The sequence below is a fragment of the Macrococcus armenti genome (genome assembly GCF_020097135.1).
GTDB classification, from domain to species: domain Bacteria; phylum Bacillota; class Bacilli; order Staphylococcales; family Staphylococcaceae; genus Macrococcoides; species Macrococcoides armenti.
In genome coordinates, this window is the sequence record NZ_CP083608.1 from 181479 (window position 1) to 203842 (window position 22364).

Genomic DNA, 22364 nt, shown 5'->3' on the forward strand with positions numbered 1-22364 from the left:
TAGGAGTGATGAAGGTGGAACAACATCCGTTAATTAAAGCATATAAAACTTTCGTTATGAATCGTTCATACAATCAAATCGGCGTTATTGGACAACCGGATGCAGGTAAAAGCGCCCTTATTAATTTACTTTGTGAAAGCAAAGCGTATATCTCTGTTGAGACAGATGCGACTTTGAACACGAAAGCTTATGCATATAATGATTATGGATATATAGTAGACTTCCCGGGTGTTGGAACTGAAATTATGTCTGTGAAAAGATATAAGAAAATCATCCAGAGTATTAATATTCAACATTATTTATATGTGTTTTCAAGTAAAATAAAAGCAGTAGATATTGAAATGATTCGTTACCTCGTGAAACAAGGAAAAACGGTAACATTTATATATAATAAAGCAGATACTTTAATTGATGTGTCAGGAATAGAGACGATAGATGTATTAATGCACAGTAAAAATACAGAATTGAAAGTTACGATGAAACCATTTATGGATATGCATCAATCATATATATTTACAAGTGTATTAAACCATTCAGGGATCAATACGTTAAAGGAAACGATAAATAAAATTTTTGATGCTGAAGAGCAAGCATTTTATAAGCGATTTACAGATGCCGAATATAAACAGAATTACTTAAACTATAAAGTGAATTCAGCATTTCCGAAGCTTTTTACACCAAGCTTTAAAACAATCATTATGAAAGAAAACTATGATTCGTTGGAACGTACATTAATGAGTCACTTTAAAATACAGGAAGACGATATTATTGAACGCAAACATAAATGGCTAAAAATAGAATCCTACGTTAAATCGTTTGAAAACGAGAAATCAAATCAACGTATGAATAAAACGATAGAATTTACAAAAATCGTGCAACTCTTAAGAACTTCCTTTAAAATGAAAAGTGTAAATCCGATTATATCAGTAATCACATCTGTATTTGAAATAGGTATCGTGAATGCATTGCCGAAATTCCAGGCAATTAATAAATATATGGATGAGATTCGCAAAATTGCAGATGATATAATTGCAGAGGAACAGAATAAATATAAACAACATCTATAGGAGGCTAACATTGTGCTTAAGAGAAAATGGTGGAAAGAAGCGGTTTGTTATCAAATATATCCGAGAAGTTTCAATGATTCAAATCATGATGGTATCGGCGACATTAATGGGATTACTGAGAAATTAGACTATTTAAAGGAACTAGGTATCGATGTCATTTGGGTGAGTCCAATTTTTGAATCGCCGAATGATGATAATGGCTATGATATTAGTGATTATCAGGAGATTATGCGAGACTTCGGGACGATGGAAGATTTCGACCGATTGCTTCATGAAGTGCATGAACGTGATATGAAGCTTATTTTAGATTTAGTAATCAACCATACGAGCGACGAACATCATTGGTTTGTTGAAGCGAAGAAAAGTAAGGATAATGAATTTCGTGACTGGTACATATGGAAAGACGCCAAAGATGGTAAAGAACCTAATAACTGGGCGAGTATCTTTGAAGGGTCAGCATGGGAATACGATGCAACGACAGATCAATATTACATGCATGTCTTCAGTAGGAAACAACCAGATTTAAACTGGGAAAATGAAGATACGCGTCATGCAATTTACAATATGGTAAACTGGTGGCTGGATAAAGGTATTGATGGCTTTAGGGTGGATGCAATCAGTCATATTAAAAAAAGCTTTGATAAAGGTGATTTACCAGGAGCAGATGAACTCGGTTATGCAGAATCATTTGAAGGTCATATGAATCAGCCGGGCATTCAGAAACATTTGCAGGAATTAAAAGAAAATACATTCGACAAGTATGATATTATGACTGTCGGTGAAGCTAACGGTGTCACGATTGAAGACTCAGATGAATGGGTTGGCGAAGAGAATGGCAAGTTTAATATGGTATTCCAGTTTGAACACTTGAATTTGTGGGATCATAATGTCGGTAAGAGTTTCGATATTAAAGGCTACAAAGATGTTTTAAATAGCTGGCAAAAAGGGCTTGAAGGTCGTGGATGGAATGCACTCTTTATAGAAAACCATGATCGCCAGCGCGTATCTTCAACGTGGGGCGATGATACAGATTGCTGGTTTGAAAGTTCAACGAGCCATGCGGTAGTATACTTCCTTCAGCAAGGTACGCCATTTATATATCAAGGACAGGAAATTGGAATGACGAATTATCCGTTTGAAGATATAACTGATTTCGATGATGTCCATGCAAAAAATATATACAATCAGGAACTTAAAAAAGGTGTGTCTAAAGAAGAAGTGTTAGAAATGCTGCGCCGAATCTCCCGTGATAATACAAGAACGCCGATGCAGTGGGATGATACGAAAAATGCAGGATTCACAAAAGGTACTCCTTGGTTGAAAGTTAATCCTAACTTTGAGGAGATTAATGTATTCAGTCAGGAAAAAGATGAAAATTCAGTTCTGAACTTCTATAAACGACTGATTAAGCTGAAGAAAGATAACTTAACATTGACGTACGGAACGTTTGACTTAATTTATCCGGATGATGATAAAGTGTTTGCTTATACGAGAACGCTTGATGATGAACAATTTGTTATCTTCGGAAATTTGAGTCATGACAAAGTTACGTTAAAACATGATGATACACTAAATATTTCCCAGGAAAATTTAGTGCTGCATAATTATCCTTTAGAGGAGCACTCTGCAGATCTATTTACTTTAATGCCGTTTGAATCGCGTGTATATCATGTTAGAAAGAAATAATAATTTATACAGTTAAAAAGAGTTTGAGGCGCCGTCCTCAAACTCTTTTTAATGATGTATTATAAGGTGTTTTAATTTTGCTATAATGTATGTGAACGGGGGAATGATAAATGGTGAAATTAGAAAAGAAAAAATTATATGAAGAAATTGCTGAAATCATTACTGAAAAAATTAGAGAAGGTACTTATAAACAAGGTGATAAACTTCCATCTATTCAAGCTTTAGCAAAAGCGTACGGTGTAGGACAGGCATCGATTAGAGAAGCGCTGAACGCACTTAGGGTTGTAGGTCTAGTTGAAATAAAACATGGTGAAGGAACGTTTATTAAATCGATAGAAGCACAAAGCTATACGCCTGAAATGGCTTTATATAATAAAGAAGACATAAAGGATTTGCTTGAAGTACGTAAAGTATTGGAAGTAGGATCGGTGCGTGCTGCTGCACAAAATAGAAGTGTAGCACAACTTAAGAAGATTAACGAAGCACTCCTTCAGATGGAACTGGCGATGAAGAATAAAGAAATTGGTGATGATAGCGATTTAATGTTTCATCTTGCAATTGCAGATGCGTCGAACAATAAGTTGCTTAAACATATGCTTACAGAAGTTTCGGATAAGATTAAAACAATTATGAAAGAAACGAGACAAATATGGTTATTTAATGAATCAAAATCTATAGAAAAGTTATTCAATGAACATACAGAAATATACGAAGCAATTGAGTCACAGAATATTAATCTTTCTGAAGAAAAAATGATTAAACATCTGGAAGAAGTGGAATCAGTATTAATAGAACACTATAAAATATAAGATTGTCTCTTGCATTTGGAATTTTGTTGCACTAGAATAAAACTATTAGTCACCGAGTCATATGATGACTGGTTAAATTCAGTACGGGCGCACTGAAAAATATTAGGGGGGTTTATTTATGAAAGTAAGTTTATTCAGTACATGTCTCGTTGATGTATTTGAGAAACGTGTAGGTATTGCAACAGTTGAGTTACTAGAGAAACTCGGTTGTGAAGTTGATTTCCCGGGAGCACAAGTATGTTGTGGGCAGCCGGCATATAACTCTGGTTATCATGAAGAGACGAAGAAAGCTGCTAAAAATATGATTAAAGCATTTGAAAATTCTGAAGTTGTAGTTGCACCTTCAGGTTCATGTGTGACGATGTTTAAACACTATCCGGATTTACTGAAAGATGATGCAGTATGGCAGGAACGTGCACAGAAGTTAGCAGATAAAACTTATGAAATCACGCAGTTTATTGTTGAAGTGTTAGGTATTACGAATGTAGGCGCAAAACTTGAAGGTATTGCGACGATTCATCCGTCATGTCATATGACACGTTTGTTAGGTAATGTTACAGCACCTGCAAAATTACTGAACGAAGTTGAAGGGCTTGAAGTCGTAGAGCTTCCGAAATACTATAATTGCTGTGGCTTCGGTGGTACATTCGCCGTAAAAATGAGTGATGTATCTGGTGAAATGGTCGATGAGAAAGTAGACTGCATCGTTGAAAGTGGCGCGAACTATTTAGTTGGTGGAGATTGCAGTTGCTTAATGAATATTGACGGACGTTTAAAACGTCGTGGTGTTGATGTGAAAGCAGTGCACATTGTTGAAATCTTAAACAATCAAGTTGAGGCGGTGACTGCACGATGAGTATGAGAATTGGTAATGAAACATTTAAACAGGCCGTTAAAACAGAACTTAAAGATGAGTTTATGCGTGGTGCGGTAAGTAGCGCACAAGATCGATTACGTGAACGTAAAATAAAAACTCAGGAAGAGTTAGGAAACTGGGAAGAATGGAGAAACCATTCAGAAGAAATTCGTCAGCATACGTTAGCAAATTTAGATTATTACTTAAATATGTTAGCGGAGAATGTTGCAGCTAAAGGTGGTCATGTATTCTTCGCAGAAACTGCTGAAGATGCAAATCAATATGTACAAAAAGTATTGCGTGAGAAAAACGCAAAAAAAGTAGCGAAGTCTAAATCGATGGTTACAGAAGAGATAGGATTGAACCAGGCGATGGAAGCGGTTGGTTGTGAAGTAATCGAAACAGATTTAGGAGAATATATTCTTCAAGTCGATGATCATAATCCACCATCGCATATCGTAGTACCGGCGCTTCATTTAAACAAAGAGCAAATCCAGAGTGTATTCAGTGAAAAGCTTGGATATGATAAGTCAAGTCAACCTGAAGAATTAGCATTATTTGCACGTCAGAAGTTACGTGAAGAGTTCTTATCAGCAGATGTTGGTATTACAGGATGTAACTTCGGTGTTGCTGAAAGTGGTTCATTTAACTTAGTAACGAACGAAGGTAATGCACGTATGGTAACAACACTACCGAAAACACAAATTACTGTAATGGGTATGGAACGTCTAGTGCCGACACATGAAGAGTTAGAAGTACTGGTGACGATGCTGACGCGCTCAGCAGTAGGACAAAAATTAACAAGTTACGTTACTACGCTTACTGGACCGCGTGCGGATGATGAGATTGATGGACCAGAAGAATTCCATTTAATTATTGTGGATAATGGACGTTCTAAAATTTTAGGTACGCAATTCCAGTCAATATTACAATGTATTCGTTGTGCAGCATGTGTTAATGTATGTCCGGTATATCGTCAGACAGGTGGACATTCGTATGGATCAATTTATCCAGGACCAATCGGTGCGGTATTATCACCGTTACTTGGTGGATATGATACGTACAAAGAATTGCCATATGCATCAACATTGTGTGGTGCATGTACAGAAGCATGTCCAGTTAAGATTCCATTACATGACTTACTTCTTGAGCATAGACGTGTTATCGTTGAAGAGGAACATATGTCACCATTTGCAGAACGTCTAGTTATGAAAGGTTTTTCACAAGGTGCGAGTCATGCGACATTATTTAAGTATGGTACGAAAATGGCACCGACAATTATGTCACCATTTGAAAACAAAGATAAAGGTATGATTACGAAAGGGCCGAAACCATTACAAGCCTGGACGGCATCTCGTGATTTCCCGATGCCTGATGAAGAGAACTTCCGTGACTGGATGCAAAATAGATTGAAAAGAGGTGCGAAATAATGGAAAGAGGAACAATTCATAATAAAGGTTCGTTCTTAAGTAACATCTCTAAAAACTTACAACGTGAAATGCCAGCACATGTAGAACGTCCAGAATGGCAATATCGCCCTCAGGATAAGACATTAACAGGATTATCGCAAGATGAACTTGTAGAAGTATTAAGACAGCAATGTAACTTTATTCATACAGATTTAGTAGAAACAACGACTGATAAGATTAATGAAACATTGAGTCAAGTCATTGAGAAGTATGGCAACGGTGAAGTGATTGCCTGGAACGATAAACGTTTTGATGAATTCGGAATTGATTTAGCAGCCCATGATGCATTTATATGGGATGAAGAAAAAGGTGCAGAGAACTTACAGGTAGCAGAACGTGCAAACGTCGGTATTACATTTAGTGACGCGACACTTGCAGAGAGTGGGACGGTCGTATTATATGCTGATAAAGGAAAAGGACGTAGTGTAAGCCTCTTACCTGCAACGTATATTGCAATTGTGCCGAAGTCAACGATTGTACCGAGATTTACTCAAGCTGCTCAGCAAATGAATCGCATGATGGAAGATAAAGAAAACTTCCCGACATGTATTAACTTAATTACGGGACCTTCAAACTCAGCGGATATTGAGATGAAGCTTGTAGTAGGTGTTCACGGTCCGATTAAAGCAACATATATATTAGTCGATGATAAATAATAAATAACTTGAACGTGGTGAATGCCATGTTCAAGTTTTTTTGTGGTGAGAATTAAAGATGATTGCTTTAGTTTTTACTGTATATACATTAAAATGGAGTGAAGAGGTGAGAGGATTGGAATTGAAGTTTGATCATATTATTCATTATGTCCATCAATTAAATGAAGCGGATATAAATTTTATGAAAGTGATAAATGGTGGGAAGCACGAAACGCTTGGTACGTATAATAAACTTTCCTATACTGATTTATCCTATATAGAATTTATTGATGCATTCGACCGCGAACTTGTGCACTCAGCAGTCAACAGTGAAAGCGAGCATTTAAGCTTTGCCGCAACGTTAGAACGTACAGGCTATACGGAAGGATTTAAACGTCTGTGCTTCAGAACGGATGATATCGTTCAATTAAAAGAACATTTAAATAATCTAGGTGTCCGTACGATAGGACCGACCAATATGAAGCGTGTAACGCCTGATGGGAAATGTATAGAGTGGCAACTTCTGTACATCGATGAAACAAAGCGTTTCGAACTGCCATTTTTTATTCAATGGCAGGAAGATGACGATGTTAGAGAACGTAATTTATCACAATATTTCCAGGGGAATTTATCGATGGAAGCAATTGAAATTGAAACGACAGACTTCGATGAAATCGCTGAAGTGTTCGTAAACTGGATGGGTTATGAAGTAATCGGTGGTGTTATTAATAGTTATTTCAAGCTCGTAAAGGAAGGTTCTTTGGACATTTATTTAATACCGGGGAATCAGGATAGTATAAAATCTTTAATTATAAAAAGTGACACTCCAGAGGAACATCACTTTAGAAATGCAGTATATAAATTTATTTAACGTAAACATTGTGATAAATTGTCATGATGATTTGATAAATGTGATACGAAGCAATGCACAATGTGACAAATGATAAATACAGTGTGACTTTAGATACACGTGTAATGATGTAAAGAATGGAAATGATTGCAGCAAAACTTGCAGCGATGATGTGTAAGCTTAGCATATCGATAGATGCATATTGGAAGCGATTAATCAGTATACCATTTAATAATATAAGTATGATGAGTAAAATATTTTTAAACATATGACACCTCTTTTTATTAATAATTAAAGTATAACAATAATACATGAATAATGGTTGCAATATGAAAGGGACGAATATAATGACAGTTACAAAAATGAATATAACAAATGAAATGCATGATAATTTTGTTAAAACGCATCCGAACGGTGATATGCTTCAGTTATCAACCTGGGCACAAACAAAGCAATTGACAGGTTGGTATAGCAGACGTGTTGCAGTAGGACGAAATGGAGAAGTTCAAGGTGTGGCACAGCTTTTATTTAAAAAAGTTCCGAAACTTCCGTTTACGATGTGTTACGTATCACGTGGATTTGTTTGTGATTATAATGATAAAGCAGTCGTTTTAGCACTTAAAGATGCGACAATTGAAACAGCGCGTCGTGAGAAGAGTTATTCAATTAAGATTGATCCGGATGTTGAGGTAGATGCGATTCCAGATTTAGTAACGTATATGAATTCAATAGGATTTGTGCATAAAGGTTTTAAAGATGGATTACATCCGGACTATATTCAACCACGTATGACGATGATTACAAATATTGATAAAGATGAAGATGCATTAATACAATCGTTTGAAAGTCGTAATAGGTCTAGTGTGAAACAAAGTCTGAAAAAAGGTGTGGAACTGGAAATCGGTACACGCGATGATCTAAAAATATTTGCTGAACTGATGAAGGAAACAGGAGAACGAGATGGATTTTTAGTGCGTGATATTTCATACTTTGAAACGATTTATGATGCATTAAACCCAGCAGGAGATGCTGAATTATTTTTAACGAAACTCGTACCTGGTAATGTATTAAGTATTTTACATCAATCATTAAAACATAATGAAGATGAAAAAGAGCGCATATTATCAAGAAAACAGACGAAGAAAACTGAAAATCAACTGAAAGAAATTGAGATTGTTCTAAATAAATTGAACGAGCAAATTGCTGAAATGGAAGATTTAAAGATTAAACATCCGAAAGGCATTTATTTGTCCGGTGCAATTCTGACGTTCTGTGGTAAAAAAGCATATTATTTATATGGTGCTTCGAGTAATGAATATAGAGGGTATTTACCGAATCATAAAATGCAGATTGAAATGATGAAGTACGCAAGGGATAAAGGTGCAACGTCATATGATTTCGGTGGTACAGATAATAATCCGGATAAATCATCAGATCATTATGGATTATGGCAATTTAAGAAAAGTTGGGGAACGCGTTTAAGCGAAAAAATTGGTGAGTTCGATTACGTATTAAATCAGCCGATGTATACATTGATTGAAGTTGCCAAGCCGAAAGTGAAGGCGTGGACGAAGAAGATTAATATGAGACGTTAGTCTAAATATATTTGTATAATTTAGGATACAAAAAGCCAGAAGATGTAGAAATATATGACATTTTCAATTCATCATCCGGCCTTTTTATGATTTATTCACTGAAAAATTTAAACACGCTAATCTTTGTTTCCATATATAAGTACGGGTCAATAAACGTTATATATAAAATAAAGAAGAAATTAAATAAACTAAAAGCAGTGAGTAAAATCGTTAAGATTTTATATGTAAGATTGTTTATAAGTTTCTGATCAGTCGTAAAATGATAATGTACACCTAAGGAGAACGTGACAATACAAAATGCCATCCAGAAATAAGTCGTTAAAAATACGATACCGCTATGTATAAAGTAACTGCTTATAAAAACGGTATGCATGATAATGAGTAATAGCATTATTACTTTTTGCATCGTGTTCACTCCTTTTCATTATTATTGTAATATATAATAATGAATTATCAATATAAAATGACATGAGGTGTAAAGATGAAAATCGGATTTATCGGTACAGGTGTAATGGGAAGCAGTATGGCGTCGCATATTGGAGGGACACAATATATTTATAATCGTACGAAACAAAAGGCGGAAACTTTAATTCGTGACGGTCATATTTGGTGTGAGACGCCCGGTGAGGTCGCACGTTCTGCAGATGTAGTGTTTACGATGTTAGGATATCCGATTGATGTAGAAGCGATATACTTAGGGCCGGATGGATTACTTGAAAATGGAACGCCGGGGCAGATTTATATCGATTGTACGACGAGTAGTCCGGAACTGGCGCAGAAGATTTATAACGCTGCTAAAGTTAAAGACATTGATGTATTAGACGCGCCGGTAAGTGGTGGTGATATCGGTGCTAAAAACGGAACGCTCAGTGTGATGGTCGGCGGAGAAGAAGCGGTTCTTAAAAAAGTGCTGCCGTTACTTGAGAAATTCAGTAGTTCCGTCACGTACTTTGGTGCAGCAGGTAGCGGACAGCATACGAAGATGGCGAATCAAATTGCGATAGCAACAAATATGATTGGTATGGCAGAAAGTTTGTATTACGCACATCATGCAGGACTTGATGTTGAGAAAGTGCTTGAAACGATTAGTAAAGGTGCAGCTGGCAGTTGGTCGTTATCAAACTTAGCACCTAGAATATTAGACGGAAATTATGAGCCCGGATTTTATACGCATCATTTCTTAAAGGATATGAAGATTGCACTTGATGAAGCAGAAAAGATGGGGATAACATTACCCGGACTTGCATTAAGTTATAAACTATATAACACATTAAGTACTGACATTAAAGAAACGACAGGGACACATGCAATTTATCAATATTATGATGAAAAATAATTCAATTCAAATGCAATACAAGCGTAATCAAGATACAATAAGAATATAACTTTTAATAATTGGAGGAAGAACATTGATAAAGAAAATAATAGACTTTTCATTGCATAATAAGCTCGCAATATGGTTGATGACATTAATTATATTAAGCGCTGGTATATATAGTGCGGTGAAAATGAAAATGGAGATGCTTCCGAGCATGTCAACACCTGTCATTTCAATTACAACACCTTATCCAGGTGCAACACCTGAGGATGTATTAGATGGTGTGACAGATCCAATCGAAAAGAAAGTGAAAAATTTATCAGGTGTAGAAAAAGTAACGAGTCAATCGTTAGAGAATGCTTCGGCAGTTACAGTTCAGTATAAATTTGGGACAGATATGGATAAAGCACAGGCGGATCTGGAAAAACAAATCAATAAAGTAGATTTGCCAGAAGGTGCACAGGAGAAGCAAATCTCTCAAATATCAATGTATACGTTCCCGATTATTAGCTATTCATTATCAAGTGATAAGGCGGATATAAAGGATTTAACGAAACGTATAAAATCAAATCTTGTACCTGAAATTGAAGGTGTTGAAGGTGTTACGAACGTTACGTTTTCTGGACAGGAAGTCGAACAAGTTGAACTGCAGTTTGATGCGGCAAAACTTAAGCAGCATAATTTAACAGAAGAATCTGTCCTTCAATTTATTAAAGGTGCCACAATGGATGCACCACTTGGGTTATATACGTTTGGGAATGACTTAAAAAGTATTATTGTGAATGGACAGTTTACGAATGTTGAAGCATTAAAGGCTTTAAAGATACCGTTAACCGGAAATGATAAACAAGCACAATCACAAGCTTCACAGGAACAACAAGCTGCTTTACTTGAAATGATGCAGTCAGGTAAAGTGCCGACGGTAAAACTTTCAGATGTTGCAGATGTTAAGCACGTAGAAAGTCGTGAATCGATTTCTAAAACGAATGGTAAAGATTCATTAAGCATTCAAGTTATTAAGTCTGATGATGCGAATACAGTAACATTAGCGAACGAAGTGAAAGAAAAAGTAGCACAGTTTAAGAAAGAAAATAAAGACATTAATGCGGTGCTTATGATGGATCAGGCGAAACCGATAGAAGATTCTGTTAAGACAATGGCAGAAAAAGCGATAATCGGTGCGCTATTTGCAGTAGTAATGATACTAGTATTTTTAAGAAATATTCGTTCTACGATGATTGCAGTTGTATCTATTCCGATGTCTATATTAATGGCGATGTTAATTCTTAAACAGATGGATATTTCGCTTAATATTATGACACTTGGGGCGATGACTGTTGCAATCGGTCGTGTAATTGATGACTCTATCGTTGTAATAGAAAACATATTCCGACGTATGTCAGACCCGAAAGAGCCGTTAAGAGGATTTGAACTTATCAGTAGTGCGACGAAGGAAATGTTCATTCCTATTATGAGTTCAACGATGGTAACAATTGCTGTATTCTTACCATTAGGTCTTGTATCCGGATCAATCGGAGAAATTTTCAGACCTTTTGCATATACTGTAGTATTTGCGTTACTCGCATCATTATTAATTGCGATAACAATCGTACCGATGTTAGGACATTCATTCTTTAAAAACGGCATAAAAGGACATCATGATGACGAAGCGAAAGTCGGACGTATTGCGCGTTTTTATCACCGTATATTAGAGTGGTCATTAAAGCATAAAGTAATTGTATCGCTACTAAGTATAGGTATATTAATTGGAAGCTTAATGTTAACGCCGTTGCTTGGCACGTCGTTTATTTCAACGGGAGAAGATAAGCTGCTTGCTTTAACGTATAAACCTAAGCCAGGTGAAACAGAAGCAGAGGTCGTAAAAAAAGGTGAGCAAGTTCAGAAGTATTTATCTACGAATAAAAACGTAGTAAATACACAATTCTCGGTTGGGGGAGAGAACCCGTTTAACCCTGTAGCAACGAATGATATGGCGATGATGGTTGAGTATAAAAAAGATACACCGAACTGGGAAACAGAAGCAGAACGTGTATTAAACAAAATTGAAACATTTAAACATGATGGTACGTGGAAAAATCAGGACTTCGCAACAGGCGGGTCAACAAATACTGTAACTGTAACTGTAAACGGACCATCGATGAAAGATATTCGTCCAGTTATTGAAAAACTTGAGCAGGAAATGAAAACCGTTAAAACTGTAACGAATGTAAGTTCTTCATTAACAGATAGTTATGATGCGTATACATTAAAGGTCAATCATAATAAACTATCAGAATTTGGCCTTACAGCAGGTCAGATCGCAATGACATTAAATCAGCGTAGCGATAATAAAGTGGTCACTAAAGTTGGAGAAAAAGGTCAGTCTACTGATGTAGTGCTTACGAAAGAGAAAGAAAGCTGGACGAAAGAAAAGCTTGAGAATACAAAACTTACTTCACCGTTAGGGAAAACGGTGAAATTAAGTGATGTTGTAACAATAGAAGAAGGTGAAACTTCAGATACGATTAAGCGCGAAGACGGTAACATCTCTGCGACTGTTGAAGGGAAAATAAAAGGGAAAGATGTCGGACAGGCAACAAAAGATGTAAGCGATAAAGTAAATCAATTAAAGCATCCATCTAACATTGATGTGCATATTGGTGGAACGAGTGAAGATATTGGAGAGAGTTTCTCACAACTTGGACTTGCAATGCTTGCGGCTATTGGTATCGTTTATTTAATCCTTGTACTGACATTTAAAGGTGGACTTGCACCGCTTGCAATATTATTCTCGTTGCCATTTACGATTACAGGTGTCATTCTCGGTTTACTTATTTCGGGTGAAACATTATCTGTGCCATCGATGATCGGAATGCTTATGCTGATCGGAATTGTTGTAACGAACGCAATCGTATTAATAGACCGTGTAATTAATAAGGAAGCAGAAGGGTTATCAACGAGAGATGCATTATTAGAAGCGGCTATCACACGTGTACGTCCGATTCTGATGACGGCACTCGCAACTGTTGGCGCATTATTACCGTTATTATTCGGTGGAGATGGCTCAGTTCTGATTTCTAAAGCGTTAGCTGTTACTGTAATTGGTGGTTTAACATCTTCAACATTATTAACATTAATCGTAGTACCAGTTGTTTATGAAATTTTAATGAATATAAGAAAACGCGTAACAAAAAAAGGAGCCTAGGCTCCTTTTTTTTACATATATATTGCACAAAGCACGATAATCATTACAGCCATGATAACTGAAAAGATATCGAGGATTAACTTTGCTTTTTTGTCGTTAAACTTAAACTTGTAGTTTGAAATTTCAATGTTTAAAAACAGACTAAGTGCGAGAAGTGTAATCCAGTACTTTATCGTACCGAGATGCATAAGCGTAATGAAGATAAATACTACAAATACAGCGCCTAATATAATGCGTAGAAAGTCTAAAATACGCATCTTTATCGTATAAATACTCGTGTAACTTACAATCAAGTACATCGTAATAAGTAAAGCAATTAAAAATATCATACAAATCTTCCTTTCTTAAAGTAGATGAGTAGCAGTATTAATCCGACTACTGAAGTAATCGCCCCGAAATAAAAAGGCATTTCTATGTTTTTAGATAATATTGCAGTAAAGAGTAAAGGTCCTAATATTCTGCCGAGGCTATCCATACTATAACTGATTGAAGTCAGTTTACCCATTTTATTGTTTGATGTTTCTTTCGTAAGCTGACTTGTAAGTAATGTTCTTACTAATGCGTTACCAGACATCAGCAGCACGAGACAAAAACCGGCATACATTAAGTTCATCGAGAATGGCAGCATTATAAATGCAATAATTGTTATAATCTGACCGGTTACAATAACGGGAAGCTCCTTACCATTTTTAACTTTACGTAAGTATCCACCTTGCAGGCCGGCATTGATTAATCCCCCAACCATAAAGAGCATCCCCATTTGAGTTGCGGTGATATTAATTTTCTCGATTTCAAAGAGCTGGAATGAGCTTTCCATACCGCTCATTGTAAATGTCACGATAAACGTTGAGAACAACAATAAGTAAATTGCCGGTGTTAATAATTTTGGATTAACGTGTTCTTGTGTATCTGAGTCAGATAACTGCAACGTTTCTTTTATCGTAAACATACAGAATAAGGCGATGATTGTAAGAATAACTGCTGTTACGAAATATGGAATCTGATAACTAATGCCCGATAATAAACCACCGACAGCTGGACCGAATATAAATCCGAGACCGATCATCATCCCCATTAAGCCCATATATTTGTTGCGTTCGTCATGCGTTGTCATATCGCTTACCATACTCGTTGTTGTTGAGAAACAGGCTCCTGAGAATAAACCACCGAGCACGCGTGATGTATAAAGCATTGCCAAGTTATCGATAAACAAACCAAATAATAAAAAGCTGATCGTAAATCCGATAAGGCCAATGATCAGTACTTTCTTACGTCCATACTTATCTGATAAATATCCCCAGAGCGGTGCGGCGATAAATGAAACGATTGAATATGAAGCGAGTAGTAGTCCCATATGGAATGCATTTAAATTTAAACTATGTACAAGTGCAGGGATTACAGGTATAACGATACTGAATCCAAAGTATATAAAAAACTGAATTAACATCAGTAGTTTAAACTGCTGTTTCATAAAATATCCTCCTTCGTTGCTATAATCCTATTGTAGCGAATGTTTTGATGAAATCATATCTCTTTCTATATAAAAAGAGCACTTATAGCTGTGCTCTTACATGTGCAATCTGCTGTTCAATTTCAGCGAGTCTCTCTTCAAGACGCGGTGACGATTGCCCTGTTGATTCAACTTTTTCTAAGTCGTTTTGAATGCGCATATATTCTTCTTTTAGTTCTAATAATTGCTGATTTAAGTCCATAATATCCTCCTTAATACCTTACATGAAATATACATTAAACTTATTATATAATAAAGTGACATACATTATGGAGGAATAACGATGGTAAAGAAGATAAAAACAAATGCTTTGAGAAAGCTTGACCAAAAGAAGATTGCATATCAAACGTATACATACGAAGTAACAGATGAACTTGACGGCATTACAGTTGCGAATAAAATTGGTCAGCCTCATGAAAAGGTATTTAAAACATTAGTATTGCATGGGAAATTAAATCATTATGTAGCTGTAATACCTGTAGAAGCGACATTAGACCTCAAAACGATGAGTAAAGTTGTTGGAGAGAAGAAACTAGAGATGTTACCTGTGAAAGATTTGGAGAAGTTGACAGGTTATATTCGTGGTGGATGTTCACCAGTAGGTATGAAAAAGCAATTCCCGACAGTAATTGATAGTAGTGCTGAACAATTTGATGAAATCATTGTAAGTGCAGGTTTAAGAGGGATTCAGATGCAACTCCAGGTGGATGCACTCGTTAGTCTCATCAATGCGAAAGTGAGTGACATTACACATGAAGATTAAAGATCACTATAAACAGTTGAGTATAGAAGGTAAACGTACGATAATTACGAGTGACGTTCACGGTCGCCCGGATTTGTTAAAACGATTACTCGACGACGTAAAATTTTCGGATGATGATATTCTAATTATTAATGGGGATATTATTGATAAAGGACATGACAGTATCGGAGCGCTCCAATATGTAGCAATGTTAATGGATAAAGGTAACGTACATGTATTGCTCGGTAACTGCGACAAAATTTTTGACGAACTTGAAGAAGACTTTTTATATGACTATATGGAATATCGATATACGATTGTACATGAAATGTTGCAGGTGCTCGGGAAATCGAAAGAGGATTATCCTTCGCAACAGGCGATGGCAGATGATTTAAGAACACAATTTGCACTTTTGCACAGTGTTCTGAAAGATTTACCGCTTATGATTGAGACAGAATCATATATTATTGTGCATGCAGGGATAGATGAAGATTACTTAGAAACATCTGAACATGATGCGCTGAACATGCCGTTTTTCTATAATAAAGCACATCACCATGAGAAAACAGTTGTTGTCGGACATTTTCCTGTATGTAATTTTGTTGAAAATGGTATGTATCATCATAATGTTAAGGTTCATCCGAATTATAAAACAATTGCAATTGATGGTGGTAATGAAGTGAAGGCGAGTGGCCAGCTTAATGCACTGATTATTGAAGCGGATGGTCAAGTATCGTCAACATTTGTCGATGATTATAAGAAAGCACTCGTCATTCAGTCGTTTGATCCCGGTGTTCAAATGCCGCATACATTTACATATTCGAATTATAATATTGATGTGTATGAAGGAGATGAATATTTCACATATTGTGAACAGCAAGGTGAAGGGTGCATGGTGAAAACGGAGTATATTGATTTTGAGAAGCATCGTCTAAAAGATGATTATACTGACTACTTCCATAAAGTTGAGATGAGTGAATATGTTAGTGTCATAAAGCGTCTTAATGGTTATGTACTGATTAAAAAAGATGGTATCGTCGGATTTGTACCGGAAGAAGTATTAGAATAAGCCAGGGTTTCCCCTGGCTTATTCTACAGTATATTTGAAATGATTCATCTCATTAATTTTCTTAAATCCGAGCTTTTCATAGAAAGCGATATCCTTTTCGCGTTTACTTTTGACGGATAGCTGAACGCTTGTAGCATGGTGTTTTTTGAATGCATGGTCTACAGCGAATGATACAAGGTCGTGTCCGATACCTTTTTGACGGTATTGTAGATGTGTATAAACAAACTGTATATCACAACTGTCGTCGTCATTGATTTGTATCCATATAAACCCTTTCACAATACCTTCGTTTAAGTATAAATAGAGTTCGTGTGTATTGCCGATCGTGTTTAATATTTTATCGCGCATCGGTTTGAAATCGACATATAAGTCCTTCATAATATCTGTGAAACTTCTTTTATAAACAGGCTTATACTTAATTACTTGAGGAACGATTGTCGTTTTATTTTCAGTTGTTTTCATCGTATAAGCCGTACCTAAATATTGTGTGCGTAAATTTTTCATTACGGATTGTCCGAAACGATGGTCTTCATGAAGGCTGAAGTAATATGTTGTGATACCCGGATGACTGATGAGAAAGTCCTGCCACATGACTTTGATCATATTTAAAGTCATTTCATCAGTTTGTTTCGTAATAGGACCTAGTACATTTGCTTCTGCGTCATTAATACGCTCAATTCCAAATGCCGCAATAATGTCATCTTCATCCATTACGAGTAACATATCCTCTTTGCTGATTAAGGCAAGTTGTTCTTCTATACTCTGCAATGTGACGCGAATGTATCCGACGTGATGTTCGCTTTGCTGATTCAGCTCGTATAGAAACTTTGCTGTTTTCTTTATATCTTCCATCTGTGTGATGTTCAAATGATCACCCCTTAAAGTGTGCTGTCAGTACTTCTGTTATACCTTTATTATATGTGTTTTCTGTTATGTTTGGATATAGCTTTTTTGCTTCTGGTGTTGCGTTATTAACGAGATAGCCGGAGTTGACTGCACGCAGCATTTTAATATCATTTCCACTATCGCCGAATGCGAATGTTTCTGACTGAGGAATGCCGAATTTATCCATTAAATAACGTACTATTGCATGTTTACCCGCGATTTGAGGATAGAAATCGATATCATAATGATTTTCTGGATCGCCTATCAGTGGATTGCACATGCTAATATTTACGCAGAAATGATGATGCTCAGCAAGTTTTCGAATAATATCGAAGTTTTTCTCATCCGTTTTCTTATCTATCATCTTATAGTAGTAATTTCTAGTGAATGGTGCATTGATGAATGGCGTTTGAGTAATTAAATCGATGTTTTTAGATTTAAGTACATGCTCTATATTCAGTATGATCGATTTATCATAGTTATTTACAAACTTTTTGTGATAATCTTCGTCGCGGCGCCATTGTTCGTCATCAAAGTAGAAAATTTCTGTGCCTGAATTTGTCGATATAAAGTGTGGATATATTTCATTCGGGCCATGCTTGAGGCAGCTTTCTATCATTTCTTTCGTACTTGCAGAGACGATGCCAAAAAGTAGCCCTTTATGTGCATATTGCGCAATGAATGATTCTAGCGCTTTTACATCTTCGGGATGAGAATGTTGATGTGCAAAATATGTTTCATCAAAGTCTGAACACGCAAGCGACGTAATATGTTCCGGGAAATAAATTGTTTTCATAAGCGTCCTCCTTACGTCAAGCATACAAGATAGCGTATGAAATCTCAATTTAATCACAATAGATTTATTCTGTTATAATAGAGGCATTAATGAATAGAGGACGGATAAAATGAAATCAGTAGTATTAGCAGAGAAACCGTCAGTGGCACGTGATATTGCACGTGTACTGAAATGTAATCAAAAAAAGAATGGCTATATGGAAAGTGATAAATATATTGTAACGTGGGCTTTAGGGCATTTAGTGACAAATGCAGACCCTGAACAATATGATGCAAAGTATAAGCAGTGGGATTTAAATATGCTGCCGATTATTCCGGAACGTATGAAAACAGTTGTTATCGGCAAAACACGCAAACAGTTCAATACGGTTAAAGCACAAATTGAGCGTCAGGACGTTAAAGAAGTGATTATTGCAACAGATGCCGGGCGTGAAGGAGAACTTGTGGCGCGATTAATTATTGAGAAATGTAAAGGAAATAAACCGCTTAAGCGATTATGGATTTCATCAGTTACGGATAAAGCGATATTAGAGGGATTCAAACATTTAAAGCCGGCAGATGCATACAATGGATTATATGAAGCAGCGATGGCAAGAAGTGAAGCGGACTGGATTGTAGGGATTAATGCAACGCGCGCACTCACTACGAAATACGATGCACAGCTTTCTACAGGTCGTGTGCAAACACCGACGCTTCAAATGGTCAAGATTAGACAGGATGCCATACAGAAATTTCAGCCGAAAACATTTTATGGCATTGAACTTATTAGTGGCAGCGATAAGTTTAAATGGCAGACGACTGGGCAAGTATTCGATGAACTTAAAGTAGATACGTTACTTCAGCAATTAAAGGGAAAAGAAGCTGTTGTGCAAAATGTAGTATCAAAAGAGAAGAAACGATATGCCGGGAAGCTATACGATCTAACGAGTTTACAGCAGGATGCTTATAAGCGCTTCAACTATTCAGCAAAAGAGACATTAAATGCGATGCAGAGTTTGTATGAAACACATAAGTATGTGACATATCCGCGTACAGATTCAAATTACTTAACGACAGATATGGCAAGCTCTTTGAAAGAACGTGTTGCGTCGCTTGGTGCAACGCCGTATAAAGCGCATGTTGTACAGTTACTGAAAACGGACATTAAAGGTGGCAGCCATATTATCAACAATGCAAAAGTATCAGATCACCACGCTATCGTACCGACTGAAGTAAGAGCAAATTTAGATGCGCTTGGTGCACGAGAAAAAAACGTCTACTTACTTATCGCTGAACGTTATTTAAGCAACTTAATGGAACCAAACACATATAAAGAAGATACGGTTACAGTTCAAGTAGGGAAGGAGTCATTTACATTTAAAACTGAAACAACTGTGAATGCTGGGTTTAAAGCTTTGTATGAAGCGGATACGAAAACGAAACATACTGCTTATCAAAAAGGTGATGTCATAAGTCCGGTGAATTTAAAGAAAACTACTGGTGAAACGCAGCCACCTGCATATTTGAACGAGGGAACACTGCTTAAAGCAATGGAAAATCCTTCCTCTATCTTTAATATTGATAAAGAAAGTTCATCAACATTAAAGTCGACAGGCGGTATCGGAACTGTAGCGACACGTGCGGATATTATTGAGAAACTGTATAACTTAAATGCAATTGAAAACAATAACGGCAATATTAAAGTTACGAATAAAGGACGCCAGTTGCTGGAACTTGCACCAGAACGATTAAAGTCTCCGGAACTTACTGCAGACTGGGAACATAAACTTACACGTATCGAAAGAAATGCATATAGTAAAAAACAGTTCATGCGTGAAATGATAATATTCACGAAAGAAATTATTGAGGAAATAAAATCAAGTGATGAGAAGTTTAAACATGATAATTTAACGAGTACAGAATGTCCGACATGTGGTAAATTTATGCTTGAGAAAAAGACGCGTAATGGAAAGATGCTCGTTTGTCAGGATCCGACGTGCGGCACAAAGAAAAATGTACAGAGTAAGACAAATGCGCGTTGTCCAGAATGTAAGAAAAAGCTTACATTACATGGCAAAGGTCCGAAGGCGATGTATAGTTGTGTCTGTGGATTCAGAGAAACCCAGGAACAGATGGATAAACGATTCAAGTCTAAAAAGACTGGTAAAGTTTCAAAGAAAGAAATCAATAAGTATATGAAAAAAGAAGAACCAATTAATAATCCGTTTGCAGATGCATTTAAAAACTTAAATTTATAACTTAATTAAAAGAATCTTAACAATATTCACAATGTTAATCACTTCACATATTTGGTAAAATAAAAATGAATATAATATGTGGAGGGATGGACATGGAAAAAGCAAAAAAGAAACTTAATTTAAAACCTGTCTGGATTGTTGTAAGTTTTATTGTCTTATTTGCAATTGCTTTAATGCCAACACCAGCATCACTACCTGTAATGGGGAAAATGGCATTAGCAATACTGGCATTTGCTGTGATTATGTGGGTGACTGAAGCGGTAAGTTATCCAGTATCAAGTACGATGATTGTCGCACTCATTATTATGTTAATCGGTTTTAGCCCGATTGAAAAATTAGGACCTTCTATGGGGAATCCTATGGCAGCGGGAAAACCATTAGCTGAAGATGCATTGTTCGGCACACAAAATGCACTTAAGCTAGCGTTTAGTGGGTTTTCAAGTTCAGCAGTTGCACTTGTTGCAGCAGCACTGTTTTTAGCGACAGCGATGCAAGTAACGAATTTGCATAAACGTCTGGCTTTACTTGTACTTTCAATTGTAGGAAATAAAACGAATGCGGTTGTTGCCGGATCGATTATCGTATCGATTATATTAGCGTTCTTTGTACCGTCAGCGACAGCACGTGCCGGTGCAGTAGTTCCGATTTTACTCGGAATGGTTACAGCATTTGGTGCTAAGAAAGATTCACGTCTTGCAGCATTACTTGTAATTACTGCGGTACAAGCAGTATCGATATGGAATATTGGTATTAAAACCGGAGCAGCGCAAAACATGGTTGCGATGGGATTTATTAATAAAACTTTTAATGAAGATGTGTCGTGGGGCGAGTGGTTTATGTATGCTGCACCGTGGTCAGTCATCATGTCAATCGTCTTATATTTCGTAATGATTAATGTCATTAAACCGGAAACGAACGAAATTGAAGGTGGTAAGGAACTTGTAAAAGCACAACTTGCTGAGCTTGGTCCGGTAACACCTAAGGAATGGCGTTTAATTGCTATATCAGTTGCTTTACTGTTCTTCTGGGCAACAGAGGGTAAATTCCATCCGATTGATTCATCTTCTATCACTTTAATTGCACTTGCAATTATGTTAACGCCAAAAGTAGGTGTATTTTCATGGGGAGATGTTGAGAAACTCATTCCATGGGGTACAATTATCGTATTTGCGATTGGTATTTCGCTTGGTAATCTGCTGTTACAAACAACTGGTGCACAATGGTTAAGTGATAAAACATTCGGTATTATGGGGTTAGAACATTTACCACTGCTTGCGACAATTGCGCTGATTACAGTTTTTAATATTTTGATTCACTTAGGATTTGCAAGTGCAACAAGTTTATCAAGTGCACTTATTCCAGTGTTTATTGCTCTGACAAGTACGTTAGGACTTAAAGATAATGCAATTGGTTTCGTATTAATTCAGCAATTTGTTATCAGCTTCGGTTTCTTATTGCCAGTATCTGCACCACAAAACATGCTTGCATATGGTACGGGTACGTTTACAGTAAAAGACTTCTTAAAGGCTGGTATACCATTAACAATAATCGCATACTTACTCATTCTTCTATTCAGTGCAACATACTGGAAGTGGATTGGATTAATTTAAAAAAAGATGCCCGAAATGGGCATCTT

At 36.4% G+C, this 22364-nt stretch carries 21 protein-coding genes; 14 read left to right on the top strand and 7 right to left on the bottom strand.

The window, feature by feature from the left end; translation table 11 throughout:
• Positions 1–14: 14 nt before the first annotated feature.
• The 7 genes from LAU42_RS00935 (at position 15) to LAU42_RS00965 (ending at position 7393) form a co-directional block, all read left to right on the top strand.
• Positions 15–1067, top strand: a complete 1053-nt coding sequence (locus tag LAU42_RS00935; RefSeq protein ID WP_224183879.1) for a GTPase domain-containing protein — start codon at positions 15–17, stop codon at positions 1065–1067.
• Positions 1068–1079: 12 nt separating this feature from the next.
• Complete coding sequence (locus LAU42_RS00940; protein WP_224183880.1) at positions 1080–2753, top strand: glycoside hydrolase family 13 protein; 1674 nt, start codon at positions 1080–1082, stop codon at positions 2751–2753.
• Positions 2754–2863: 110 nt separating this feature from the next.
• Positions 2864–3562, top strand: coding sequence for a FadR/GntR family transcriptional regulator (locus LAU42_RS00945; RefSeq protein ID WP_224183881.1), 699 nt, complete (start codon positions 2864–2866; stop codon positions 3560–3562).
• A 118-nt stretch (positions 3563–3680) separates the two neighbouring features.
• Complete coding sequence (locus LAU42_RS00950) at positions 3681–4418, top strand: (Fe-S)-binding protein (protein WP_224183882.1); 738 nt, start codon at positions 3681–3683, stop codon at positions 4416–4418.
• Positions 4415–5848: a LutB/LldF family L-lactate oxidation iron-sulfur protein gene (locus tag LAU42_RS00955; RefSeq protein ID WP_224183883.1), complete on the top strand. Its 1434-nt coding sequence runs from the start codon at positions 4415–4417 to the stop codon at positions 5846–5848. Before LAU42_RS00950 ends, LAU42_RS00955 begins: the two co-directional genes overlap by 4 nt.
• Entirely contained in the window at positions 5848–6543 is a 696-nt protein-coding gene (locus LAU42_RS00960; protein WP_224183884.1) for a LutC/YkgG family protein, read from the top strand. Before LAU42_RS00955 ends, LAU42_RS00960 begins: the two co-directional genes overlap by 1 nt.
• Positions 6544–6601: 58 nt before the next feature.
• Positions 6602–7393 (top strand): VOC family protein, encoded by a 792-nt coding sequence (locus LAU42_RS00965; protein ID WP_224183885.1) that lies wholly within the window; start codon positions 6602–6604, stop codon positions 7391–7393.
• Here LAU42_RS00965 and LAU42_RS00970 read toward each other — a convergent pair.
• Positions 7386–7640 carry a hypothetical protein gene (locus tag LAU42_RS00970; RefSeq protein ID WP_224183886.1) on the bottom strand — a complete coding sequence of 85 codons (255 nt, stop codon included), beginning with the start codon at positions 7638–7640 and terminating at the stop codon, positions 7386–7388. The genes LAU42_RS00965 and LAU42_RS00970 overlap by 8 nt on opposite strands.
• 79 nt (positions 7641–7719) lie before the next feature.
• On the opposite strand from LAU42_RS00970, the gene LAU42_RS00975 reads away from it, so the two are divergent.
• Positions 7720–8967, top strand: a complete 1248-nt coding sequence (locus tag LAU42_RS00975) for a lipid II:glycine glycyltransferase FemX (protein WP_224183887.1) — start codon at positions 7720–7722, stop codon at positions 8965–8967.
• Between the two features lie 91 nt (positions 8968–9058).
• On the opposite strand, the gene LAU42_RS00980 is transcribed toward LAU42_RS00975, so the two are convergent.
• Positions 9059–9373, bottom strand: a complete 315-nt coding sequence (locus LAU42_RS00980; protein ID WP_224183888.1) for a hypothetical protein — start codon at positions 9371–9373, stop codon at positions 9059–9061.
• 75 nt (positions 9374–9448) lie between these two features.
• Here LAU42_RS00980 and LAU42_RS00985 point away from each other — a divergent pair, with 75 nt between their 5' ends.
• Entirely contained in the window at positions 9449–10303 is an 855-nt protein-coding gene (locus LAU42_RS00985; RefSeq protein ID WP_224183889.1) for an NAD(P)-dependent oxidoreductase, read from the top strand.
• Positions 10304–10376: 73 nt separating this feature from the next.
• Positions 10377–13490, top strand: coding sequence for an efflux RND transporter permease subunit (locus LAU42_RS00990; RefSeq protein WP_277602375.1), 3114 nt, complete (start codon positions 10377–10379; stop codon positions 13488–13490).
• 11 nt (positions 13491–13501) lie between these two features.
• On the opposite strand, the gene LAU42_RS00995 is transcribed toward LAU42_RS00990, so the two are convergent.
• The 3 genes from LAU42_RS00995 to LAU42_RS01005 form a co-directional block, all read right to left on the bottom strand.
• A complete protein-coding gene (locus LAU42_RS00995; protein WP_224183890.1) occupies positions 13502–13819 on the bottom strand; it encodes a hypothetical protein in 318 nt (105 codons plus the stop codon).
• Complete coding sequence (locus LAU42_RS01000) at positions 13816–14961, bottom strand: MFS transporter (RefSeq protein ID WP_224183891.1); 1146 nt, start codon at positions 14959–14961, stop codon at positions 13816–13818. The genes LAU42_RS00995 and LAU42_RS01000 overlap by 4 nt, the downstream gene beginning before the upstream one ends.
• Before the next feature lie 82 nt (positions 14962–15043).
• Positions 15044–15202, bottom strand: coding sequence for an SE1832 family protein (locus LAU42_RS01005; RefSeq protein WP_224183892.1), 159 nt, complete (start codon positions 15200–15202; stop codon positions 15044–15046).
• Between the two features lie 81 nt (positions 15203–15283).
• On the opposite strand from LAU42_RS01005, the gene ybaK reads away from it, so the two are divergent.
• Both ybaK and LAU42_RS01015 read left to right on the top strand, forming a co-directional pair.
• The gene (gene ybaK / locus LAU42_RS01010) at positions 15284–15763 is read left to right on the top strand and encodes a Cys-tRNA(Pro) deacylase (protein ID WP_224183893.1); all 480 of its coding nucleotides are present in this window, start codon (positions 15284–15286) and stop codon (positions 15761–15763) included.
• On the top strand, positions 15753–16811 hold the full coding sequence (locus tag LAU42_RS01015) for a metallophosphoesterase (RefSeq protein ID WP_224183894.1): 1059 nt from the start codon (positions 15753–15755) through the stop codon (positions 16809–16811). Before ybaK ends, LAU42_RS01015 begins: the two co-directional genes overlap by 11 nt.
• An 18-nt stretch (positions 16812–16829) precedes the next feature.
• Here LAU42_RS01015 and LAU42_RS01020 read toward each other — a convergent pair whose 3' ends face one another.
• Entirely contained in the window at positions 16830–17678 is an 849-nt protein-coding gene (locus LAU42_RS01020) for a GNAT family N-acetyltransferase (protein WP_224183895.1), read from the bottom strand.
• A 4-nt stretch (positions 17679–17682) separates the two neighbouring features.
• Entirely contained in the window at positions 17683–18492 is an 810-nt protein-coding gene (locus tag LAU42_RS01025; RefSeq protein WP_224183896.1) for an HAD-IIB family hydrolase, read from the bottom strand.
• A gap of 109 nt (positions 18493–18601) precedes the next feature.
• Between LAU42_RS01025 and LAU42_RS01030 the strand changes: the two genes are divergently transcribed.
• Both LAU42_RS01030 and LAU42_RS01035 read left to right on the top strand, forming a co-directional pair.
• Complete coding sequence (locus LAU42_RS01030) at positions 18602–20728, top strand: DNA topoisomerase III (RefSeq protein ID WP_224183897.1); 2127 nt, start codon at positions 18602–18604, stop codon at positions 20726–20728.
• Positions 20729–20820: 92 nt separating this feature from the next.
• A complete protein-coding gene (locus LAU42_RS01035; protein ID WP_224183898.1) occupies positions 20821–22338 on the top strand; it encodes an SLC13 family permease in 1518 nt (505 codons plus the stop codon).
• The last annotated feature ends 26 nt before the right edge of the window (positions 22339–22364 follow it).

Coding starts and splice junctions, on each gene's coding strand:
- LAU42_RS00980 (WP_224183888.1), bottom strand. CDS start 9,373: ATGCAAAAAGTAATAATGCTATTACTCATTATCATGCATACCGTTTTT.
- LAU42_RS00970 (WP_224183886.1), bottom strand. CDS start 7,640: ATGTTTAAAAATATTTTACTCATCATACTTATATTATTAAATGGTATA.
- LAU42_RS01030 (WP_224183897.1), top strand. CDS start 18,602: ATGAAATCAGTAGTATTAGCAGAGAAACCGTCAGTGGCACGTGATATT.
- ybaK (WP_224183893.1), top strand. CDS start 15,284: ATGGTAAAGAAGATAAAAACAAATGCTTTGAGAAAGCTTGACCAAAAG.
- LAU42_RS01005 (WP_224183892.1), bottom strand. CDS start 15,202: ATGGACTTAAATCAGCAATTATTAGAACTAAAAGAAGAATATATGCGC.
- LAU42_RS00950 (WP_224183882.1), top strand. CDS start 3,681: ATGAAAGTAAGTTTATTCAGTACATGTCTCGTTGATGTATTTGAGAAA.
- LAU42_RS00955 (WP_224183883.1), top strand. CDS start 4,415: ATGAGTATGAGAATTGGTAATGAAACATTTAAACAGGCCGTTAAAACA.
- LAU42_RS01025 (WP_224183896.1), bottom strand. CDS start 18,492: ATGAAAACAATTTATTTCCCGGAACATATTACGTCGCTTGCGTGTTCA.
- LAU42_RS00965 (WP_224183885.1), top strand. CDS start 6,602: ATGATTGCTTTAGTTTTTACTGTATATACATTAAAATGGAGTGAAGAG.
- LAU42_RS01035 (WP_224183898.1), top strand. CDS start 20,821: ATGGAAAAAGCAAAAAAGAAACTTAATTTAAAACCTGTCTGGATTGTT.
- LAU42_RS01015 (WP_224183894.1), top strand. CDS start 15,753: ATGAAGATTAAAGATCACTATAAACAGTTGAGTATAGAAGGTAAACGT.
- LAU42_RS00975 (WP_224183887.1), top strand. CDS start 7,720: ATGACAGTTACAAAAATGAATATAACAAATGAAATGCATGATAATTTT.
- LAU42_RS00985 (WP_224183889.1), top strand. CDS start 9,449: ATGAAAATCGGATTTATCGGTACAGGTGTAATGGGAAGCAGTATGGCG.
- LAU42_RS01000 (WP_224183891.1), bottom strand. CDS start 14,961: ATGAAACAGCAGTTTAAACTACTGATGTTAATTCAGTTTTTTATATAC.
- LAU42_RS00995 (WP_224183890.1), bottom strand. CDS start 13,819: ATGATATTTTTAATTGCTTTACTTATTACGATGTACTTGATTGTAAGT.
- LAU42_RS00960 (WP_224183884.1), top strand. CDS start 5,848: ATGGAAAGAGGAACAATTCATAATAAAGGTTCGTTCTTAAGTAACATC.
- LAU42_RS00945 (WP_224183881.1), top strand. CDS start 2,864: ATGGTGAAATTAGAAAAGAAAAAATTATATGAAGAAATTGCTGAAATC.